Origin of the sequence: uncultured Parvibaculum sp., from assembly GCF_963975745.1 — a bacterium.
Taxonomy (GTDB): Bacteria; Pseudomonadota; Alphaproteobacteria; order Parvibaculales; family Parvibaculaceae; genus Parvibaculum.
This window is the reverse complement of sequence record NZ_CAXBIB010000004.1, coordinates 177,380-196,529: the sequence shown is the minus strand read 5'-3', so window position 1 is coordinate 196,529 and position 19,150 is coordinate 177,380. Positions and strand designations below refer to the sequence as shown.

General features: G+C 62.0%; 21 protein-coding genes and 1 other RNA gene. 15 read left to right on the top strand and 7 right to left on the bottom strand.

What is annotated here, in order from left to right; genetic code table 11:
- Nucleotides 1-14: 14 nt before the first annotated feature.
- The 7 genes from efp to tkt form a co-directional block, all read right to left on the bottom strand.
- Nucleotides 15-578 (bottom strand): elongation factor P, encoded by a 564-nt coding sequence (gene efp / locus AAC071_RS05140; protein WP_339830664.1) that lies wholly within the window; start codon nt 576-578, stop codon nt 15-17.
- 127 nt (nt 579-705) lie between these two features.
- The gene (locus AAC071_RS05135) at nt 706-1,785 is read right to left on the bottom strand and encodes a tetratricopeptide repeat protein (RefSeq protein ID WP_339830662.1); all 1,080 of its coding nucleotides are present in this window, start codon (nt 1,783-1,785) and stop codon (nt 706-708) included.
- Entirely contained in the window at nt 1,785-2,453 is a 669-nt protein-coding gene (thiE, locus tag AAC071_RS05130; protein ID WP_339830660.1) for a thiamine phosphate synthase, read from the bottom strand. The genes AAC071_RS05135 and thiE overlap by 1 nt, the downstream gene beginning before the upstream one ends.
- A 129-nt stretch (nt 2,454-2,582) precedes the next feature.
- Entirely contained in the window at nt 2,583-3,602 is a 1,020-nt protein-coding gene (locus AAC071_RS05125) for a class I fructose-bisphosphate aldolase (protein ID WP_339830658.1), read from the bottom strand.
- Nucleotides 3,603-3,641: 39 nt separating this feature from the next.
- Nucleotides 3,642-4,850, bottom strand: a complete 1,209-nt coding sequence (locus AAC071_RS05120) for a phosphoglycerate kinase (protein ID WP_339830657.1) — start codon at nt 4,848-4,850, stop codon at nt 3,642-3,644.
- 18 nt (nt 4,851-4,868) lie between these two features.
- A complete protein-coding gene (gene gap, locus AAC071_RS05115) occupies nt 4,869-5,876 on the bottom strand; it encodes a type I glyceraldehyde-3-phosphate dehydrogenase (protein ID WP_339830656.1) in 1,008 nt (335 codons plus the stop codon).
- Between the two features lie 27 nt (nt 5,877-5,903).
- Nucleotides 5,904-7,952: a transketolase gene (tkt, locus tag AAC071_RS05110; protein ID WP_339830655.1), complete on the bottom strand. Its 2,049-nt coding sequence runs from the start codon at nt 7,950-7,952 to the stop codon at nt 5,904-5,906.
- Between the two features lie 288 nt (nt 7,953-8,240).
- On the opposite strand from tkt, the gene AAC071_RS05105 reads away from it, so the two are divergent.
- From AAC071_RS05105 to tolB, 15 genes are all read left to right on the top strand, one after another.
- Nucleotides 8,241-8,507 (top strand): DUF4164 family protein, encoded by a 267-nt coding sequence (locus AAC071_RS05105; RefSeq protein ID WP_339830653.1) that lies wholly within the window; start codon nt 8,241-8,243, stop codon nt 8,505-8,507.
- A 26-nt stretch (nt 8,508-8,533) separates the two neighbouring features.
- Complete coding sequence (zapA, locus tag AAC071_RS05100; RefSeq protein ID WP_339830651.1) at nt 8,534-8,893, top strand: cell division protein ZapA; 360 nt, start codon at nt 8,534-8,536, stop codon at nt 8,891-8,893.
- A 67-nt stretch (nt 8,894-8,960) separates the two neighbouring features.
- Nucleotides 8,961-9,117, top strand: a non-coding RNA gene (ssrS, locus tag AAC071_RS05095) — 6S RNA.
- Nucleotides 9,118-9,144: 27 nt separating this feature from the next.
- Nucleotides 9,145-9,732 (top strand): 5-formyltetrahydrofolate cyclo-ligase, encoded by a 588-nt coding sequence (locus tag AAC071_RS05090; RefSeq protein ID WP_339830649.1) that lies wholly within the window; start codon nt 9,145-9,147, stop codon nt 9,730-9,732.
- Nucleotides 9,733-9,734: 2 nt separating this feature from the next.
- Nucleotides 9,735-10,550, top strand: coding sequence for a TIGR00282 family metallophosphoesterase (locus tag AAC071_RS05085; protein ID WP_339830647.1), 816 nt, complete (start codon nt 9,735-9,737; stop codon nt 10,548-10,550).
- Nucleotides 10,551-10,555: 5 nt separating this feature from the next.
- Entirely contained in the window at nt 10,556-11,584 is a 1,029-nt protein-coding gene (locus AAC071_RS05080; RefSeq protein ID WP_339830645.1) for a glycosyltransferase, read from the top strand.
- Between the two features lie 98 nt (nt 11,585-11,682).
- Nucleotides 11,683-12,429 (top strand): YebC/PmpR family DNA-binding transcriptional regulator, encoded by a 747-nt coding sequence (locus AAC071_RS05075; RefSeq protein ID WP_339830643.1) that lies wholly within the window; start codon nt 11,683-11,685, stop codon nt 12,427-12,429.
- Nucleotides 12,430-12,530: 101 nt separating this feature from the next.
- Nucleotides 12,531-13,058: a crossover junction endodeoxyribonuclease RuvC gene (ruvC, locus tag AAC071_RS05070; RefSeq protein ID WP_339830641.1), complete on the top strand. Its 528-nt coding sequence runs from the start codon at nt 12,531-12,533 to the stop codon at nt 13,056-13,058.
- A complete protein-coding gene (gene ruvA, locus AAC071_RS05065; RefSeq protein WP_339830639.1) occupies nt 13,055-13,666 on the top strand; it encodes a Holliday junction branch migration protein RuvA in 612 nt (203 codons plus the stop codon). Before ruvC ends, ruvA begins: the two co-directional genes overlap by 4 nt.
- On the top strand, nt 13,663-14,715 hold the full coding sequence (ruvB, locus tag AAC071_RS05060) for a Holliday junction branch migration DNA helicase RuvB (RefSeq protein ID WP_339830637.1): 1,053 nt from the start codon (nt 13,663-13,665) through the stop codon (nt 14,713-14,715). Before ruvA ends, ruvB begins: the two co-directional genes overlap by 4 nt.
- On the top strand, nt 14,712-15,197 hold the full coding sequence (locus AAC071_RS05055; protein ID WP_339830636.1) for a YbgC/FadM family acyl-CoA thioesterase: 486 nt from the start codon (nt 14,712-14,714) through the stop codon (nt 15,195-15,197). The genes ruvB and AAC071_RS05055 overlap by 4 nt, the downstream gene beginning before the upstream one ends.
- 239 nt (nt 15,198-15,436) lie before the next feature.
- Complete coding sequence (tolQ, locus tag AAC071_RS05050) at nt 15,437-16,162, top strand: protein TolQ (protein WP_339830635.1); 726 nt, start codon at nt 15,437-15,439, stop codon at nt 16,160-16,162.
- A gap of 3 nt (nt 16,163-16,165) precedes the next feature.
- Entirely contained in the window at nt 16,166-16,624 is a 459-nt protein-coding gene (locus AAC071_RS05045) for a biopolymer transporter ExbD (protein ID WP_339830633.1), read from the top strand.
- 9 nt (nt 16,625-16,633) lie between these two features.
- On the top strand, nt 16,634-17,440 hold the full coding sequence (locus AAC071_RS05040; protein WP_339830631.1) for a hypothetical protein: 807 nt from the start codon (nt 16,634-16,636) through the stop codon (nt 17,438-17,440).
- Nucleotides 17,441-17,624: 184 nt separating this feature from the next.
- Nucleotides 17,625-18,899 (top strand): Tol-Pal system beta propeller repeat protein TolB, encoded by a 1,275-nt coding sequence (tolB, locus tag AAC071_RS05035; protein WP_339830688.1) that lies wholly within the window; start codon nt 17,625-17,627, stop codon nt 18,897-18,899.
- Nucleotides 18,900-19,150: the final 251 nt, after the last annotated feature.

The following is a 19,150-nucleotide window of genomic DNA, read 5'->3' as shown; positions in this document are numbered from 1 at the left end:
TATCCGGTTTCGCGTCAGTCGGCGCGACGCAGATAGGTGACTTCGTTGGTGTCGACAACGATCCGCTCGCCGGTCGTTATGAAGGGCGGGACCATGACGCGCACGCCGTTCTCGAGCAGGGCGGGCTTGTAGGAGCTTGCGGCCGTCTGCCCCTTCACGGTCGGCTCGGTTTCGGTGATTTCCAGTACAACCTGATCGGGGAGAGAAATACCCAGGGCCTTGCCCTCATGGCTTTCGACGGTCACCTTCATGCCATCCTGCAGAAAGGCCGCGCGCTCGCCGACCCAATCCTTCGCCAGTTCGATCTGTTCGTAGGTTTCATTGTCCATGAAGGTCAGCATCCCGTCATTCTCGTAGAGATACTGGTAGTCCTTCTGTTCGAGACGGACGCGCTCGACCGTTTCGGCGGACCGGAAGCGCTCGTTCAGCTTGCGGCCGTCGACGAGGTTCTTCAGTTCGACCTGTGCGAAGGCGCCGCCCTTGCCGGGCTTTACATGCTGCACCTTGACTGCTGCCCAGAGCCCGCCCTCATGTTCGATGACGTTACCGGGGCGGATTTCATTGCCGTTGATCTTCATGGGATGCTCGAATTCGGGGATTGGTCAAAACTGGACAGGCTGCCGGACAAGCGACAGCCGGCGCTCTGATAACACCATGCGCCGCCGATGGACAGAGTCTTTCCGCCGAATGGCACCTGCCGGACGGTCAGTCGCCACTGGTGGCGCCTGTCGCGCCCTGGTCCCATCTGGCGATCTGACGATCGACGCTGGCCCGGATTTCAGGGGTGATTTCGGGCTCCAGAGCGCTTCGGAGCGCCTCGTCCTCATATCCGCCCTTTTCGGCCAATGTCAGCCAGAGCAGCGCGGCCGCCACGTCCCGCGCCACGCCCTGACCCAGAAAATACAGGCGGGCGAGCCGGGCCTGGGCCAGCGGTTCGCCGCGCATGGCGGCCTCCGTGAACCATTTGGCCGCAAGTGTGGCGTTCCGCTCCACGCCGTCGCCGGCAAGATAGGCAAAAGCCAGTGCGGTTTGCGCTTCCGGAAGGCCGCTTTCGGCCGCGCCGCTGAAGCGGCGTGCTGCCTCAATGGCGTTCTTGGTCGTGCCGACGCCGTCCTGCAGCATCAGGCCAAGCTGGTAACTCGCTTCGGGCTGACCCTGATCGGCGGCCAGGCGGAAATAGGCTGCAGCCTCACCAAGATCCTGCGGCCTGCCGCGGCCTGTCGCGAAAAGCGTGCCGAGATAGTATTGCGCATCGGCGTGCCCTGTTTTTGCTGCGCGCTCGAACAGAGCCGCTGCCGTATCAATGTCGCGCGGGCCGCCATGGCCGGTCGTATACATCATGCCGAGTTCGGTCTGAGCGGCGGCATGGCCCTGATCCGCCGCCTGCTGAAACAACCGTCGTGCCGCAGCAGGTGTCGCGCCGGCGACGTCGCCGTATTCCATCAACAAACCGAGTGCATATTGCGCACTTGCGTCGCCCTGCTCGGCCGCCATGCCGAACCATCTTGCCGCCTCGTTGCGGTCCGGCGTCACGCCCTCGCCGTTGTTGTAGATCGATCCAAGCATCAGCTGGGCGGCGATCTCGCCGCTCTCGGCCAAGGGCAGGGCGAGGCGCCGTGCTTCGTCATAGCGCTGCCCCCGGTAGGCTTCCATTGCCGCCGCCATTGCATCGGCCGGTTTTTCCTGCATGGACCCCGTTGGCGGCGTGCTCTGGGCGGTCACTTCGGGCGCCGATCCGACGATGGCCACTACGCTCAGGCTCAACGCAACAAGAAGCTGTCTCATCAGGACGTGCTTTCCTCGATCATAATTCTGTTGAGCTGCCGGACAGCCGCAGCCGGACCGTCGGCATGCGCCCAGACACCGGACGACACAGCCAGAAAATCCGCGCCCGCACGTACCAGCGGTGCTGCATTCTCGACCGTAATGCCGCCGATCGCCACGCAAGGCACTTCGAAGAGTTCCGACCACCAGGTCAGTATCTCCGGCTCCGCCTTACTTATAGGCGTTTTTGTATCAGTTTCGTAAAAGGCACCAAAAGCCACATAATCCGCGCCCGCCTCGCCGGCCTCCATCGCCAGATGGCGGGAAGCATGGCAGGTCACGCCGACGATGCGATCGGGGCCGACCGTCCGCCGCGCCTCTGCATAGGAGCCGTCCTTCTGGCCGATATGAACGCCGTCAGCGTCGAGCTCGGCGGCGAGGTCCGGCCGGTCATTGATGATAAAGGCAATGTCGCGTGCATGCGCGAGCGGCATCAGCGTCTCGGCGGCGCGGCGAATGGCATCGGCTGTCGGCGGGGCCTCGTTCTCGCCCTTCAGGCGCAGTTGCAGACTTGCGACGTCGCCGGCATCGAGCGCCGCCTTCAGCGTGTCGGCAAACGCGCGCGGCTCAAAGCGCGGCGGCGTAATGAGATACAGGCGGCAGGCGGTATCGGCGTTGCGGTTGGTCATGGGCCTGTTTTGTACCGCGAAGCGCCGATCGGTGCACCTTCTTCCGGCGAGGTCATTTCGCAGAATTGCGCATCTAGAAAAAACCCCGCTCAATGAGCGGGGCTTTCGGTTTCCTCATCCGGTGGCGGTTCAGGCCGCCTTTTCCAGCGCGGTCTTCCAGTCTCCGATTGTGGCGAGGCTGTTCATTTTCGCGCGGTGCAGGAAGGCCTTCTGGCCCGCTGCGACATTCTCCGCCTTGCCGCTCCAAGCCTTGAGGGGGGCCGCCTGGAGTGCGCGGCCGTAGGAGAAGGACATCTTCCAGGGGAAGCCGCCGATGGCGTTCATCGCATTCAGATGCGCGGTCGCATCCTCGTCCGACTGGCCGCCCGACAGGAAGACAATGCCCGGAATGGCGGCTGGAACTGTGCGCTTGAAGCAGGCGATGGTCATCTCGGCGACCTCCTCGACGCTGGCCTGCTTGCCACACTTCTTGCCGGCGATCACCATGTTGGGTTTCAGGATCGTGCCTTCGAGCTTCACGCGATGGGCCGCCAGGCGCTTGAACACGATGCGCAGCGTCTCTTCCGTGACGTCGAAACAGCGTCCGATATCGTGGCCGCCATCCATCAGCACTTCGGGCTCGACGATGGGGACGATCTTCGCTTGCTGGCAAAGCGCGGCATAGCGCGCCAAGGCCTCGGCATTGGCTTCGAGGCAGGTGCGGGTCGGGATGCCGGAGGCAATGTCGATGACCGCGCGCCATTTCGCGAAGCGAGCGCCGAGATCGTAATATTCCGCCAGACGCTCGGCGAGGCCATCGAGACCTTCCGTGACTTTCTCGCCCGGGAAGCCGGCCATGTCCTTTGCGCCGGCGTCCACCTTGATGCCGGGGATCGAACCGGCCTTCTTGATCAACTCAACCAGCGGCGTGCCGTCCTTCGTCTTCTGGCGGATCGTCTCGTCATAGAGGATCACGCCCGAAATGTAGCTCTTCATCGCTTCTTCGGTGCGGAACAGCATTTCGCGGTAGTCGCGGCGGTTGTCCGCCGTCGATTCCACGTTGATGCTGTCGAACCGCTTCTTGATCGTGCCCGAGCTTTCATCGGCGGCGAGAATGCCTTTGCCCGGCGCGACCATCGCCTCGGCAATCGATTCAAGGGTCTCAGTCATATCGTTGTCCTCTCGATCCCAATCCTGCCTTGCGGCCTCTTATTTTCGTGCCAGCGCTGCGACGCCCGGCAGTTCCACGCCTTCCATCCATTCGAGAAAGGCGCCCCCGGCGGCCGACACATAGGTGAAATCATCGGCCGCACCAGCTTCGTTGAGGGCCGCCACCGTATCGCCGCCGCCGGCCACCGAGACGAGTTCGCCCTGCTTGCTGCGCATGGCGACGATGCGGGCAGCCTCGACCGTGCCGCGGTCGAAGGGCGGCACCTCGAAAGCGCCGAGCGGCCCGTTCCAGACCACCGTCTTTGCCGTTTCGAAGCGGCCCGCCAGATGCTTCAGGGTGTCGGGCCCGACATCGAGGATCATCATATCGTCCGGCACATCGTCCACCGAGACTGTCCTTGCGGCGGCACCGGCCTTGAACTCGGCGGCCACCACCACGTCTGTCGGCAGAACAATATCGCAATTGGCGGCGCGCGCATTGGCAAGAATATGCCGAGCGGTGTCGAGCAAATCCGGTTCGCAAAGGGACTTGCCCACCTTCTTGCCTTGTGCCGCCAGGAAGGTGTTGGCCATGCCGCCGCCAATGACCAGCGCATCGACCTTCTTCACCAGATTCCCGAGAAGCGCGATCTTGGTCGAGACCTTGGCGCCGCCAACGATAGCGACGACCGGGCGTTGCGGATTTCCGAGGGCGGCGTCGAGGGCCCGCAATTCAGCTTCCATGGCACGGCCGGCATAGGAGGGCAGGAAATGCGTGATGCCTTCGGTCGACCCGTGCGCGCGATGGGCGCAGGAAAAGGCGTCATTGACGTATACATTGCCGTTCTCTGCCAGAGCGGCCGCAAAGTCGGGATCGTTGTTTTCCTCGCCGGCATGAAAGCGGGTGTTCTCAAGCACGAGAATGTCGCCAGGCGCCAATGCTTCCACCGCGCGCGCGGCAGCATCGCCGATGCAGTCCTCGCCAAAGGCAATCTTGCCGCCGATGAAGGTGGCAAGTGCCTCGGCAACGGGTCTCAACGAGTATTTGGTGTCCGGCTTGCCCTTGGGGCGACCGAAATGCGACAGCACGATGACCTTCGCGCCCCTGCCGGCCAACTCGGTCAGTGTCGGGGCCACACGCTCCAGTCGCGTGGCGTCCGACACCGCGCCGTCAAGCATCGGTACGTTGAGGTCGGCACGAATGAGGACGCGAACGCCCTTCAGATCGATCGCCGCGAACAGGTCATCGAGTGTCTTGTGGCCGGCCATGAGGTCCAGAGGCTCCAATCAGAGAAGCTTGCCCATCGCGACGGCGGTGTCGCCCATGCGGTTTGAAAAGCCCCATTCGTTGTCGTACCAGCTCAGCACGCGGACGAGGCGTCCATCGATCACCTGTGTCTGGGTCAGATCGAAGGTCGACGAGGCCGGGTTGTGATTGAAGTCGATCGACACATTGGGTTCGTTGGTCGTCGCCAGAATGCCCTTCAGCGGTCCCTTGGCAGCGGCAATGATCGCGGCGTTCACTTCTTCCACGGTCACCTTCTTCTTTGCCGTGAAGACAAGGTCTATCACCGATACGTTCGGTGTCGGCACGCGGATCGAAGTGCCGTCGAGCTTGCCCTTCAGTTCCGGCAGCACCAGGCCGACGGCCTTTGCGGCGCCGGTCGAGGTCGGGATCATCGAGACCGCGGCGGCGCGGGCGCGGCGTGGGTCCTTGTGCAGCGTGTCGACCGTGTTCTGGTCGCCCGTATAGGCGTGGATTGTCGTCATGTAGCCCTGCTCGATGCCGCAGGACTTGTGGAGCACCTGCGCGACCGGAGCGAGGCAGTTGGTGGTGCAGGAGGCGTTCGAGACGATCTTGTGGCTCTTCTTCAGATCCTTGTGGTTGACGCCGTAGACGACCGTCAGGTCTGCTTCTTCGCCCGGTGCCGAAATCAGCACCTTTTTCGCGCCAGCGGCCAGATGGGCGGCCGCCTTGTCGCGTGCGGTGAAGAGGCCCGTGCATTCAAGTGCAATATCGACGCCGAGTTCCGTCCAGGGGAGCTTCGCAGGATCGCGTTCGGCGATCACCTTGATCGGACCGCGGCCGAGATCCATCGACGACTTCGTCGTCTTGATCTTGCCGGGGAAGGGGCCGTGGACGCTGTCATATTTCAGCAGCAGGGCGTTGGCATCGACCGAACCGAGATCGTTGATCGCGACAACCTCAAGGTCCTTGCGGCCCGATTCGGCGATGGCGCGAAGCACCAGCCGCCCGATCCGACCGAATCCGTTAATCGCAACGCGCACAGCCATTTTCTGTCTCCCGAAACTTGTGATGTCTTACGGTTTTTCCGCAAGGCGGGCCTTGGCCGCAGCGACGGCCGCCTCCGCGGTGATGTTGAAGTGCTTGTAGAGATCGGGTGCCGGGGCCGAAGCGCCGAAGCCTTCCATGCCGACAAAGTCGCCATCGGGACCGATATAGCGGTCCCAGCCGTACCGAACGGCAGCTTCAATGGCAATCTTCACGGTACCTTCGCCCAGCATCCCCTCGCGATATTCGCGCGATTGCCGTTCGAAGAGCTCGATGCAGGGCATCGAAACGACACGGGCCGGGATGCCATCCCTTTCGAGTTGTGCCTGTGCGGCCATTGCAATCTCGATCTCCGAGCCGGTCGCCAGCAGCGATACCTTCGCCTTGGCCGATGCCGGGGAGAGTTCGTAGGCGCCGCGCGCGCAGAGGTTTTTCTCGGAATTCTCGAGCCGGACAGGCGTGAGATTCTGGCGTGTCAGGGCGAGTACCGAAGGTGCGTCCTTCGCTTCAAGCGCCAGTTGCCAGCATTCGAGCGTTTCGACGGCGTCCGCCGGGCGGAAGACCAGCAGGTTCGGCATGGCGCGCAGGCTAGCCAGATGCTCGACCGGCTGGTGCGTCGGGCCGTCCTCGCCCAGACCAATCGAGTCATGGGTCATGACATAGATGACGCGCTGACCCATCAGCGCCGAAAGGCGGATTGCCGGGCGGCAATAGTCGGTGAAGACCAGGAAAGTCCCAGAATAGGGGATGAGACCCTTGTGCAAGGCCATGCCATTCATGGCGGCGGCCATGCCGTGTTCGCGAATGCCGTAATGGATGAAAGAGCCCGAAAAATCCTCGGCCGTCACAACTTTCTGCTCTTTCGAACGGGTGTTGTTGGAACCGGTCAGGTCGGCGGAGCCGCCGATCGTATCGGGTAGCGCCGCATTGATGACGTTGAGCGCTTCTTCGGAAGACTTGCGCGTCGCCCATTTCGGCTTGTCGGCGACCAGCTTTTCCTTGAAGGCGGCAATCGCCTTGCCCAGTTCGGCCGGCAGGTCGCCCGCAAGGCGACGCTCGAAGTCGATGCGCAGCGGTGCATCAAGTGCTGCGAGCCGTTCCTCCCAAGCCTTGCGTGTCTTGACGTTGCGCAGGCCGGCGATGCGCCATGCATCCAGCGTTTCACTGGGTATGGCGAAAGTCTCTGCTTCCCAGTGGAGTTCCTTGCGCGCCAAGGCAATCTCGTCGGCGCCGAGCGGCGAGCCATGGGACGAGGATTTGCCCTGCTTGTTAGGCGACCCATAGCCGATCACCGTGCGGCAGGCGATCAAGGTTGGCCGATCCGATTTCTGGGCCTTTTCGATGGCCGAGGCGATCTCATCGGGATTGTGGCCGTCGATCCGGACTGCGTTCCAGCCTGCCGCTTCGAAGCGTTTCAGCGCATCGCCCGATTCGGAAAGCGACAGGGCGCCGTCGATGGTGATGCCGTTGTCGTCGTAGAGAACGATCAGTTTTGACAGCTTCAGATGCCCGGCAAGGCCGATCGCTTCGTGGCTGATGCCTTCCATCAGATCGCCGTCGGAGGCGAGCACATAGGTATGGTGATCGACAATCTTGTCGCCGAAACGCGCGGCCAGCAGACGTTCCGCCAGTGCCATGCCGACGGCGGTCGCGATACCCTGGCCAAGCGGGCCGGTGGTGGTTTCGACACCGGCCGCATGGCCATACTCCGGATGCCCGGCCGTAATGGAGCCGAGTTGGCGGAAATTCCGGATCTGCTCGATGGTCATGTCCTCGTAGCCGAGGAGATAGTTCACCGCGTAGAGCAGCATCGATCCGTGACCGGCCGACAGCACAAAACGATCGCGGTCCGGCCATTCGGGGGCCCGCGGATCGATTTTCAGGAACCGGGTGAAAAGGACCGTTGCAATGTCGGCCGTGCCCATGGGCATGCCCGGATGACCGGAATTGGCCTGTTGCACCGCGTCCATCGCCAGCGCCCGAATGGCGTTTGCGAGGGACTGATGGGAAGCCGCCGCCGTTTTTCCTGATGAGGCTTCCGCCTTCTTGGCGAGGGCGGATTTTTCAGTTGGTGTCATGTGTCACTCTGTAGCCCAGGCGGGCCTGAGCGGGCATGGAGGTCGCGGGCTTCAAGAACCGCAGGTCTGGCTCGGATCGGGCCCTCCCGAGAGCGGCGCCACAATGACCACGGGACCCCGTTGAGTCAATGCCGGAATGGTCGTTCCCATTGTCGATTTCCGGCAGGCCATGCTGCATTTTTGCCGGCGCGCTGCCGCTTTATTTGATGGCCTGCCGTTGACCTCGTTTCCCGGCCGCGCCTATCTTGGGCCGCGAGGGCGGATGGTGCCTCGAAGCCGGACAAAAGCATGACCAAACTCGATTCGGCGATGGAGCGCTTCTCAAGCGCTGTCGACAAGCTGGAGGCGACGATCAACCGCCAGGTCGTGCGTGTGCAGGCGGCAAAGCTTCTGCAGGAACAGGTCGACACGCTCAAGGAAGACAGGGCCGTTCTCGCCGAGGAACTCGACGAGATGCGCGCAGAGGCGCGACGGCTCAACGAACTCAATGAGCGTGCTTCGGAGACATTGGCGGACGCCATTGAGGGCATCCGCGAGGTGCTGGCCGAGGCCTGAATCGTAGTGTGCTGAAGGGGAACTAGATGGGACAGGTCAAGGTTTCGCTGAACGACCGCACCTATACCGTTGCCTGTGGCGACGGCGAGGAGGATCACGTTCGTGAGCTTGCGGCCTATATGAACAAGCACATGATTGCGCTGGCGCAGGAAGTCGGGCAGGTCGGCGATGCCCGTTTGCTGCTGATGGCGGGGTTGCTGATTACCGATGAGCTGTCCGAAGCCCTGCAAAAGACCAAAATGCTCGACCAGGAGATCGAAAGCCTCTCCGGTGCCCGGACCTCCGCGCTGGATCGCTCGCAGAAGGCGGAGGACGCCCTTGCCGATGTGCTCGACAATGCGGCGCGGCGCATCGAGGATCTGGCCAAGCGCATCGAGGCGGCGTGAGTGTTGTTCCGCCCGCCTGCCGTGCCCCGCTTGACCCGGGGGGGCTCAAAGGCCGATAGAATAGAGCCGGGTGCTGCCTGGTACGTCAGGAACACATACTCTCGGGGCCTTACGGTCCTCAAGGGAGCTGTCCCTGAGGGAGACCGTGGTCTTCTTCATACGGCGCCCACCTACGTTAGTAGGTCTCCGGGGAACGACGTTCCAACGGCCAAGGTGGCCCCACCTGTCTCACATTGCCATGGGGCGGCATCATGAACGCGGCAAAGCAGGCGGCGCGTTCTGCGGCCATTCTGCGACGGGATGCCGCCAGGGCGATGGCGGCGCCGGACGCCATGCGCCGGATTGCCGATCATTTTTTTCGTTCGGTGCCGCTTCGGCCCGACGCCGCTATCGCTGGTTATGTTGCGATCGGGAGCGAGGCAGACCCCGCCGAGATACTCGCACGGGCCTCGGCAAATGGGCATGTCTGCGGACTGCCGCGTGTTGCGCAGAAGGCGGCGCCGCTGGCGTTTCTGCAATGGGCGCCGGGCGATGCTCTCGCCGGCGGCGCTCATGGCACGCGCGAACCCCTGGCGAACATGCCCGAGGTTCGCCCGGACATCGTGCTTGTGCCGCTGCTCGCCTTCGACCGGCGCGGCCGCCGTATCGGCTATGGCGGTGGGTATTATGACCGCACGCTGGCGAAACTTCGAGGGAACGGCGGGGTTGTCGCGGTTGGGATTGCCTTTGCGGCGCAGGCGGTCGACGAGCTGCCCGAAGAGGAATTTGATGCCAGGCTCGACTGGATCGTCACCGAATCGGGCGCGCGTGCCTTCGCCGCCGCGCCTTCCGGAGTTTGAAAATGAGACTTCTTTTTCTCGGCGACATTGTCGGCCGCAGCGGCCGTGACGTTCTGGTCGCCGAACTGCCGAAACTGCGTCGCGATCTGCGGCTCGATTTTGTGGTCGTCAATGGCGAGAACGCCGCCGGCGGCTTCGGCATTACCGGCGCCATTTGCGACGAATTTTTCGATGCGGGTGCCGATATCATCACGCTCGGAAATCACTCATGGGATCAGCGCGAGGCGCTGGTTCATATTGCGCGGGAGCCGCGCCTGATCCGCCCCGTCAACTATCCGGCGGGAACGCCCGGGCGCGGTGCAACGCTTGTCGAAGCTGCGTCGGGCGGCCGCGTGTTGGTCGTCAATGCGCTCGGCCGTGTTTTCATGGACTCGCTCGATTGCCCCTTTGCGGCCGTCGACCGGGAACTGGATGCATGTCCGCTTGGACAGGCAGTGGATGCGATCGTCATCGACATTCATGCCGAGGCGACGTCCGAGAAGATGGCGATGGGACATTTCTGCGACGGCCGTGCATCGCTGGTTGTCGGCACGCATAGCCACGTGCCGACGGCGGATGCCCAGATACTTCCCGGCGGTACCGCGTATCAGACTGACGCCGGTATGTGCGGCGACTACAATTCGGTCATCGGCATGGAAAAGGACGAGCCACTCAACCGGTTTGTCACGAAGATTCCAAGCGGCCGGTTCCAGCCGGCCATGGGCCCCGCTACGCTGTGCGGCGTGTTTGTCGAGACCGATGCGGGATCGGGACTCGCGCAGCGGGTCGAGCCTGTTCGCGTCGGCGGTCGCCTTCGCATGACTCTGCCGGAGATATGAAGGAAATGCGGATTGTTGTTGCAGGCAATTACAATGAAAAGCGTGCGGGTGCCAATTTTTATGCGACGGTGCGCAAGCTGACGAACGGCTTTGTGCGCAACGGACATCTGGTAATGCCGTTCAGCGATCGCGATGTGGCGCGCGAGCAGGGGCGTTTCGGCATCGGCCGTGCCGGTGCCGGACACGTCAATCGGCGCCTGCTGGAGTTATGCGAGAATTTTCATCCGGATCTGCTGGTTCTCTTCCATGCGGACCATATCGACAACGACACCATACGTAGCATACGTCAGATGCTGCCGGTACTTCGCGTTGCGGTTGTCAGTCTCGATGCACTCTTTCTTTCCGAAAATGTTGAGCGCATTCACCGACTTGCCGAGGTTGCCGACCTGACGTTCATCACAACGGCGGGCGAGCGTCTGCGTGAATTCGTCACGCCGACGCACCGGCTTGCCTTCATTCCCAATCCGGCGGATCGCTCCGTCGAGACGCTAGAAGGTTTTGCGTGCGACGATCAGCCATTCGATTTTCTTTGCACCATCGGTACCGAACGAACCACACCTGAGCGCGGTCAGACGATGCGCGAGATCGCTGCGCGTGTGCCAGAAGCGCGCTATGCGTTCTACGGATTGGCCGAGCGGCCCTATGTCTACGGACAGGCATATTTCGAGGCCATCGCCTCGGCTCGCATGGGGCTCAATCTCAATCGGTCGGACGACTACTATCTCTATTCGTCGGATCGCCTTGCCCAGTATGCCGGCAACGGCCTGCTGGTCTTTGTTTCCCGATCGACCGGGTACGACGGTATCTTTTCCGACGACGAGTTTGCCTTCTATCGGGACATTGACGAATTGACAGGCCGGTTGCGTTACTTCCTGGAGAATGACGGCGAACGCCAGCGTGTGGCCCGGAACGGCCATGCGCGGTATCATGCTCTGTTCAGCGAGCGTCTGGTTGCCCGCTTTGTCGAGGAAGTGACGTTCGATCGGTCGTTGTCCGGCGATTATGCTTGGCCGACCGAAATCCACAAAATTTGAATGTAATTATTGTTGAAGGCCGCTACTGGATTTTGAACAGGGCGGCTTCTATAAAAGCGCCCGAAATCAGCTTGCATCGATGGGTGTTGGGAGACGGAATGGCCGGCCATTCGCAATTCAAGAACATCATGTACCGCAAGGGTGCGCAGGATAAAAAGCGCGCCAAGATGTTTGCCAAGCTCGCCAAGGAGATAACCGTGGCGGCCAAGATGGGCCTGCCGGACCCGGAATATAATCCGCGCCTCCGCGCGGCCATTCAGGCCGCGCGTGCCGAAAACATGCCCAAGGACAACATCGAGCGGGCGATCAAGCGCAGTACGGATCAGGGCGGCGAGAACTATGAAGAGGTTCGCTATGAAGGGTTCGGGCCGGGCGGTATCGGCGTCATCGTCGAGACGCTGACCGACAATCGCAACCGGACAGCCGGCGAAGTGCGGGCGATTTTCACGAAGAATGGCGGCAATCTGGGCGAAACGGGATCGGTGTCGTTCATGTTCGACCGTCTCGGTCTGATCGAATACCCGGCTGAAACAGCCAATGCCGATGAGATGATCGAAGCGGCGATCGAGGCGGGCGCCGACGATTGCCAGTCGAGCGCCGATGGCCACGAGCTCTACAGCGCGCCCGATGCCCTGCACGAGGTCGCCAAGGCACTTGAGGCCCGGTTTGGCGAGCCGCGCGCTGCCCGCATCGTCTGGAAGCCGCAAAACACCATCGGTCTTGACGACGAAAAGGCCGAGACGGTGCTGAAGATGCTCGAAGCGCTGGACGACAACGACGATGTGCAGCAGGTTTATGCGAACTTCGAGATGTCCGATTCGGTGCTGGAGAAGATGTCAGCCTGATTGATCCGTTGCGATCAGTCTATCCGGGCCTGCTCCGGCCCCGTTGCGGATGTGAAACCGGCAGACTCTTGCTGCTCGTCTGTTTGGAGGACAAGCCGCCCATGCCGGCATCGCTCAGAATTCTCGGCATCGATCCGGGCCTCGGCGCGACCGGTTGGGGCGTGCTCGAAATCGCCGGATCGCGGCTTATCCACATTGCCAACGGTACCATCGTTTCAAATGCGCGGTTGGCGATCGCGCGGCGCCTCGTCGAGATCGAAGCGGGACTTCTCAACGTGCTTGCTTGCCATGCGCCCGATGCAGTGGCTGTTGAGCAGGCATTCGTTGCCCGGGATGCGGCCGCGGCGCTGAAACTTGGCCAGGCGCGGGCTATTGCGCTCCTGGTTGCCGCCCGGGCCGGATTGCCTGTTGCGGAATATGCGCCGAACCGGATCAAGAAGTCGGTTGTCGGTGCCGGTCACGCCGACAAGAAGCAGATCGCATTGATGGTCGAGATGTTGTTGCCGGGTGCGAGGCCGGGCACAGAGCATGCTGCCGATGCGCTTGCCATCGCCATTTGCCATGCCCACTCAGGTGGGGCCGATGAGCGCATTGCGGCCGCGCTGTCGCGGGCCGGAGCCGTGCGATGATCGGTAAGCTCAAAGGTATCGTCGATTCAACGGGTGAGGACTGGGTCGTCGTCGATGTCGGCGGTGTCGGCTATCATGTCACCTGTTCGCGGCGAACGCTTTCCGCGTTGCCGGCGCAAGGCAATCCCGTGACGCTTTCGATCGAAACCAAGATGAGCGAAGAGGCAATCCGGCTGATCGGGTTTTCGAGCGATGGCGAGCGGGAATGGTTTCGTCTCCTGCTTGGCGTACAGGGTGTCGGCACACGTGTTGCGCTTGGCGTTCTCGGCGCGCTGACCCCGATGGATCTTGCGCGGGCCATCGCACTCGATGACAAGAAGGCGGTTTCAGCGGCACCGGGTGTTGGCCCGAAGGTTGCGGCGCGCATCGTTGCCGAATTGAAGGACAAGGCGCCCGCGGGAGCCGGACTCGCCGTCGTTGCCGCCGGCAACGGTACGGAGGCTGTACCCGCATCCGAGCCGATGCGCGATGCCGTTTCGGCGCTGGTCAATCTCGGCTATCCGCAGGCACAAGCTGCCGGTGCGGTTTCGTCCGCGGCACGTCGGCTTGACGAGGATGCCAGCGCCGAAGCGCTGATCCGCCAGGGACTCAAGGAGCTGGCGCGATGACTGAACGTATTCTCGGGGCCGCAAAACGTCAGGAAGACGAAATGGAGCGCTCGCTCCGGCCGCAGATCCTGGCCGACTTTGTCGGGCAGGCCCGCGCCAGAGACAATCTTTCGGTCTTCATCGAGGCGGCGCGGGTGCGGGATGAGGCACTCGATCATGTGCTTTTTGCCGGTCCTCCCGGCCTGGGAAAGACGACGCTGGCGCAGATCGTGGCGCGCGAACTCGGCGTCAATTTCCGGGCAACATCGGGCCCTGTCATTTCGAAGGCTGGCGATCTCGCTGCGCTCCTTACCAACCTTGAACCGCGGGATGTGCTGTTCATCGACGAAATCCATCGCTTGTCACCGGCGGTCGAGGAAATTCTCTACCCGGCGATGGAGGATTTTCAGCTTGATCTGATTATCGGCGAGGGGCCCGGTGCGCGTTCGGTGCGGATCGAGTTGGCGCCCTTTACCCTGATCGGCGCGACGACGCGGACAGGGCTGTTGACGACGCCGCTGCGCGACCGGTTCGGTATTCCGGTTCGGCTCAATTTCTACGAAATTGCCGAACTCGAAAGCATCGTGCGCCGGGGTGCAGGTGTGCTCGGCATTGAACTGACACCTGACGGCGCGCATGAAATCGCGCGCCGGGCGCGCGGCACACCGCGTATTGCCGGCCGCCTGCTGCGTCGCGTCAGGGATTTCGCCGCTGTCGAAGGCGTGGAGTCCATTGATGCCAAGGCTGCCGACAAGGCATTGCGGCGCCTGGAGGTCGACGAGTTGGGGCTCGATGCGCTCGATCATCGTTACCTACGATGCATCGCTATCGGCTTCTCGGGCGGCCCGGTCGGCGTCGAGACCATTGCTGCAGCGCTTTCCGAACCGCGCGATGCCATCGAAGAAATCATCGAGCCGTATCTGATCCAGCAGGCCCTGGTAAACCGGACACCGCGCGGACGGATACTGACGGCGGCGGCCTTTGCCCATCTCGGCCTTGCGATGCCAAAGGGCGAGAAGGGTGGGCAGGGTGCGCTCTTCGATGGCGACGACGAGGATGATCAGCCATGAGTTCCGATTGGCCCGACCTTGCGGGCCGGATCGACGGCCAGACGCATCGTCTGCCGGTCCGGGTCTACTACGAAGACACGGATTTCTCGGGCATCGTCTATCACGCCAACTATCTGCGTTTTGCCGAGCGCGGTCGGTCGGATTTCCTGCGTCTGGCGGGCGTTCACCATGCCGATCTTTTCGCGGGCGACGATCCGCTTGCCTTCGCGGTCCATCGCATGGAAATCGAGTTCCTCAAGCCTGCCCGTATCGACGAGCGGCTTGAGGTCCGGACACGCTATGTCCGGGCAGGTGGTGCCAGGATCGAAGCCACGCAAGCGATCGTCCGGCTATCGGATGGCGGTGAAACCGAACCGATATGGCGGGCGCGGGTCTTTGCAGCCTGTCTCGATACTGCGGGCCGGCCGCGGCGCCTCCCTCCAAGGGTGGCACAGGCGCTGGCTCCTTTCATCAATGCCGGAGGCCCTGAAACAGGGCGGTAAGAGTTATCGATCTATGATGTTGTCGGGCCGCCACACCGGACCGCTAACCTCTTGTGGTGGCAGCCCTAATCGGGAAATGCGCCACGGTAATGACATAATTGAGAGACTAACTTCGGCCTTAATTCGGGGGCACACATTCAACGGTGAGGCGCGGCGGGCACTGGTGGCCCGGATGCGGACGCCGCGACTGCGATGTGCCGCTCCCTGCATCGAGCCTGAAAGCACGGAGAGGCAATCTGATGGATCCCGTCACCACCGCCCAGATCATAACCGAGACGACGGTTGAAACTGCCGCCATGGACTTTTCCATGTGGGGGCTGTTCCTGCGCGCCGATATCGTCGTCAAGCTGGTGATGCTCGGCCTTTTGTTCGCCTCGATCTGGTCATGGGCGATCATTTTCGACAAATGGTGGCGCTTCTCCCGCGTCGAGCGGCGTGCCGATCAATTCGAGCGCATTTTCTGGTCGGGCCGGTCGCTGGACGATCTCTATCAGGAGATGGGGCACCGCCCGCAACACCCGTTTTCGGTACTCTTCATCGCCGCCATGCGCGAATGGCGGCGTTCGCAGGATATTGTCTCGAGTTCCTTCATCGGGCTCAAGGAACGTGTCGACAAGGTCATGCAGGTCACGATCAGCCGCGAGATGATGAATCTCGAGAGCCGGTTGCTGTTTCTTGCAACGGTCGGCGCGACCGCGCCGTTCATCGGCCTTTTCGGTACGGTGTGGGGGATCATGAATTCCTTCCAGTCGATCGCCATCAGCCGGGACACCAATCTCGCGGTCGTCGCCCCGGGTATTGCCGAAGCTCTTTTTGCGACGGCGCTCGGGCTGCTCGCCGCCATTCCGGCCGTCATCTTCTACAATCGTTTCTCCAATCAGGTTTCGCGGATCGGTGCACGTCTCGAGAGCTTCTCGGACGAATTTTCCGCCATTCTGTCGCGACAGCTGGACGAGCGGGGCTGAACCATGGGCATGTCCGTCGGAAACGGAAAGTCCGGGCGCGGCCGCTACAGTCGGGCGCCGATGGCGGAGATCAACGTCACGCCGGTCGTCGACGTCATGCTGGTGTTGCTGATCGTATTCATGGTGGCTGCACCGCTCCTGACGGTGGGTGTGCCGGTGGATCTGCCGAAAACCCAGGCTGCCCCGATATCGGGCGATAATGAGCCGTTGACGATCACGCTCAACGGAAATGGCGATCTCTTCGTGCAGGAGACGCCGAGCGAAATCGACTCGATGGTGCCGCAATTGCTTGCCATTGCAGAGAATGGCTACGAGCAGCGCATTTTCGTTCGTGCCGACGGCTCGCTGCCCTATTCGCAGGTGATGCAGGTGATGGGTGTCATCAGTTCTTCCGGATTTACCCGCGTTGCCCTTGTAACCGAGTCCGAGACCAAGCCGGCGCGCGGGACCGGCGAAAGATAAACGGCGAGAATGCGCAACTCAGTCCTCTTTTCGGTCGCCGCGCATGGTCTGGTGGTGGCGATGGCGCTGGTGGCTCTTCCTTCGCCCGAGGAGCTGCCCATGGTCGAGACGCGTGCCGTTCCTGTCGATCTCATCACGGTAGATGAACTGACAAATCTGAAGCGTCTGCCGAAAATCGAACGGCCGCCGGTCGAAGAGCCTGAGCCACCGAAGGAAATCGAGCGGCCGAAAGCCGATGCGCAGCCCGTACCGCGGCCGCCCGCACCGCCGCCGCCTCAGCAGGCGCCGGAACCTCTGCCGGAAAAGACGGTGGAAAAGAAAGAACCGCCGAAGCCCGTGGAGAAAAAAGTCGAGAAGCCAGCGCCGCCGAAGCCGCCGGAGCGCAAGTTCGATCCTAACCAGATCGCCGCTCTGCTCAACAAGGCGCCCGAGGCCGCGGCCAAGCCGCAGCCGGCCCCGCCTGTCGAGGACAGCACGGCCGCGGACTATACCGACGATCCGACAATGCAATTGTCACTCAGCGAAATGGATGCAATGCGGCAGGCCGTTTCACGCTGCTACAATGTGCTCGATCTCGTGGGCAGCGCCGATGCCGACAAGCTCTATGCGCATGTAAGCGTCGGTCTCAATCAGGATGGCTCGATCATCGGACGTCCACAAGTCTTGCGGTCAGGGGGCGGCGCCGGGTCGCGTGTGCTTGCCGACCGGGCGGTTCGCGCGGTGCTGCAATGTGCGCCCTATGCCTTTCTGCCGCTCAACAAGTATCAGAACTGGCGCGAAACAACTCTGAAATTCAGTGTACGCGGCATGATGTGAAGCCAGTTTCAACAGGACGGCGACGTGTGTTGACCGTCCTTGGTAGAAGACGACGAAATGCCGGATGAGCGTTCCTTTATCAGGAGAAGCTGCGATGCATGAATTTCGCAATATCGACCGTGCCCTGCCTTGGATAGGGACCGTCCGTTTCCTTGCGCTACGTTCGTTCGCATTCATATTGGCAATGGTGCTTCCATTCGGCGCCGCACATGCCGCGCTCGAGATCGACATTGACAAGGGTACGATCGATCCGCTGAAGATCGCGATCGTCGATTTTCTGGGTACGCCCGGCCAGGAGAGTTCGGTTGGCGCCGACATTGCCGGCGTCGTCACCAACAATCTCGAGCGGTCGGGGTTCTTCCGTCCGTTACCCAAGGCATCCTTCATTGAGAAACTCGGCGACATCAACGTTCAGCCGCGTTTCGGCGACTGGCGCATCATCGAGGCACAGGCGTTCGTCACCGGACAGGCGCGTCTTGAGTCCGATGGGCGTCTTCGTGTCGAGTTCCGCCTCTGGGATGCCTATGCGGAACAGCAGCTGACCGGCCTTCAGTTCTTCACGACGCCGGACAATTGGCGCCGTGTGGCGCATCTGATTTCCGACGCGATCTACAAGCGTCTTACCGGCGAAGACGGGTATTTCGATACGCGCATTGTCTATGTCTCGGAAACGGGTCCGAAAAACAATCGCGTCAAGCGTCTGACCATCATGGATCAGGACGGCCACAATCCCCGCATGCTGACGCGCGGCAATGAACTGGTGCTGACGCCGCGGTTCAGCCCCAACTCGCAGGAAATCACCTATCTCGCCTATCGCAACAACCAGCCGCGCGTCTATGTGCTCGATATCGAGACCGGCCAGCAGGAGGTTGTTGGCGAGTTTCCCGGCATGACTTTCGCGCCGCGATTCTCGCCGGATGGACAGAAGATCATCATGAGCCTGCAGCGGGGGGGCAATGCGGATATCTACACGATGGATCTGCGAAGCCGGCAGGTGACGCGGTTGACGAATACTGCCGCCATCGATACCGCGCCGAGCTATTCGCCCGACGGCCGCCAGATTGCCTTCGAGTCGGATCGCGGCGGCTCGCAGCAGATCTATGTGATGAATGCCGACGGCTCGAATCAGCGGCGCATCAGCTTTGGCCAGGGCAGCTATGCGACGCCGGTCTGGTCGCCGCGCGGCGACCTCATTTCGTTCACCAAGATTTCGGGCGGCCGGTTCGTGATCGGCGTGATGCGTCCGGACGGGACAGGCGATCGGGTGTTGACCGAGGGCTATCACAATGAAGGGCCGACCTGGGCGCCCAACGGCCGGGTGCTGATGTTCTTCCGCGAGACGCGGGGTGCGCAGGGCGGTCCGAACCTCTGGACGGTGGACGTGACCGGGCATAACGAGCGCCCGGCGCCAACCCCGACTTTTGCGTCTGATCCGGCCTGGTCACCTCGTATCCAGTGACCGCGTCAAGTATTCGCATGTGTCTTTGGAGACCGATGTTTTAACGATGATGTAAAAATGTCACGCAAGCTTCACCGAAAAGTGGCAGAATGGCAAGCACTTCTTGCGAAGCATTCAAGACTGTGGCACAGAGTGTGTTGCGGTACAGCAACCCCCAGCGTCGGCCAATTGTGGGCGATGCGAGCTGGCCTCCGGGACCCCGGGAGCCGGTAAGACCTTGGGCGCGGATGTCTTCAGGTAAATCAGGCATC

Bases quoted from the DNA above. Each gene is read 5' to 3' on its own strand.
- ruvC (WP_339830641.1), top strand. From the start codon at position 12,531: ATGCCGGCATCGCTCAGAATTCTCGGCATCGATCCGGGCCTCGGCGCG.
- AAC071_RS05080 (WP_339830645.1), top strand. From the start codon at position 10,556: ATGCGGATTGTTGTTGCAGGCAATTACAATGAAAAGCGTGCGGGTGCC.
- AAC071_RS05075 (WP_339830643.1), top strand. From the start codon at position 11,683: ATGGCCGGCCATTCGCAATTCAAGAACATCATGTACCGCAAGGGTGCG.
- ruvB (WP_339830637.1), top strand. From the start codon at position 13,663: ATGACTGAACGTATTCTCGGGGCCGCAAAACGTCAGGAAGACGAAATG.
- AAC071_RS05085 (WP_339830647.1), top strand. From the start codon at position 9,735: ATGAGACTTCTTTTTCTCGGCGACATTGTCGGCCGCAGCGGCCGTGAC.
- AAC071_RS05125 (WP_339830658.1), bottom strand. From the start codon at position 3,602: ATGACTGAGACCCTTGAATCGATTGCCGAGGCGATGGTCGCGCCGGGC.
- thiE (WP_339830660.1), bottom strand. From the start codon at position 2,453: ATGACCAACCGCAACGCCGATACCGCCTGCCGCCTGTATCTCATTACG.
- AAC071_RS05120 (WP_339830657.1), bottom strand. From the start codon at position 4,850: ATGGCCGGCCACAAGACACTCGATGACCTGTTCGCGGCGATCGATCTG.
- AAC071_RS05055 (WP_339830636.1), top strand. From the start codon at position 14,712: ATGAGTTCCGATTGGCCCGACCTTGCGGGCCGGATCGACGGCCAGACG.
- AAC071_RS05105 (WP_339830653.1), top strand. From the start codon at position 8,241: ATGACCAAACTCGATTCGGCGATGGAGCGCTTCTCAAGCGCTGTCGAC.
- AAC071_RS05040 (WP_339830631.1), top strand. From the start codon at position 16,634: ATGCGCAACTCAGTCCTCTTTTCGGTCGCCGCGCATGGTCTGGTGGTG.
- tolQ (WP_339830635.1), top strand. From the start codon at position 15,437: ATGGATCCCGTCACCACCGCCCAGATCATAACCGAGACGACGGTTGAA.
- gap (WP_339830656.1), bottom strand. From the start codon at position 5,876: ATGGCTGTGCGCGTTGCGATTAACGGATTCGGTCGGATCGGGCGGCTG.
- AAC071_RS05045 (WP_339830633.1), top strand. From the start codon at position 16,166: ATGGGCATGTCCGTCGGAAACGGAAAGTCCGGGCGCGGCCGCTACAGT.
- zapA (WP_339830651.1), top strand. From the start codon at position 8,534: ATGGGACAGGTCAAGGTTTCGCTGAACGACCGCACCTATACCGTTGCC.
- tolB (WP_339830688.1), top strand. From the start codon at position 17,625: ATGGTGCTTCCATTCGGCGCCGCACATGCCGCGCTCGAGATCGACATT.
- AAC071_RS05090 (WP_339830649.1), top strand. From the start codon at position 9,145: ATGAACGCGGCAAAGCAGGCGGCGCGTTCTGCGGCCATTCTGCGACGG.
- AAC071_RS05135 (WP_339830662.1), bottom strand. From the start codon at position 1,785: ATGAGACAGCTTCTTGTTGCGTTGAGCCTGAGCGTAGTGGCCATCGTC.
- efp (WP_339830664.1), bottom strand. From the start codon at position 578: ATGAAGATCAACGGCAATGAAATCCGCCCCGGTAACGTCATCGAACAT.
- ruvA (WP_339830639.1), top strand. From the start codon at position 13,055: ATGATCGGTAAGCTCAAAGGTATCGTCGATTCAACGGGTGAGGACTGG.
- tkt (WP_339830655.1), bottom strand. From the start codon at position 7,952: ATGACACCAACTGAAAAATCCGCCCTCGCCAAGAAGGCGGAAGCCTCA.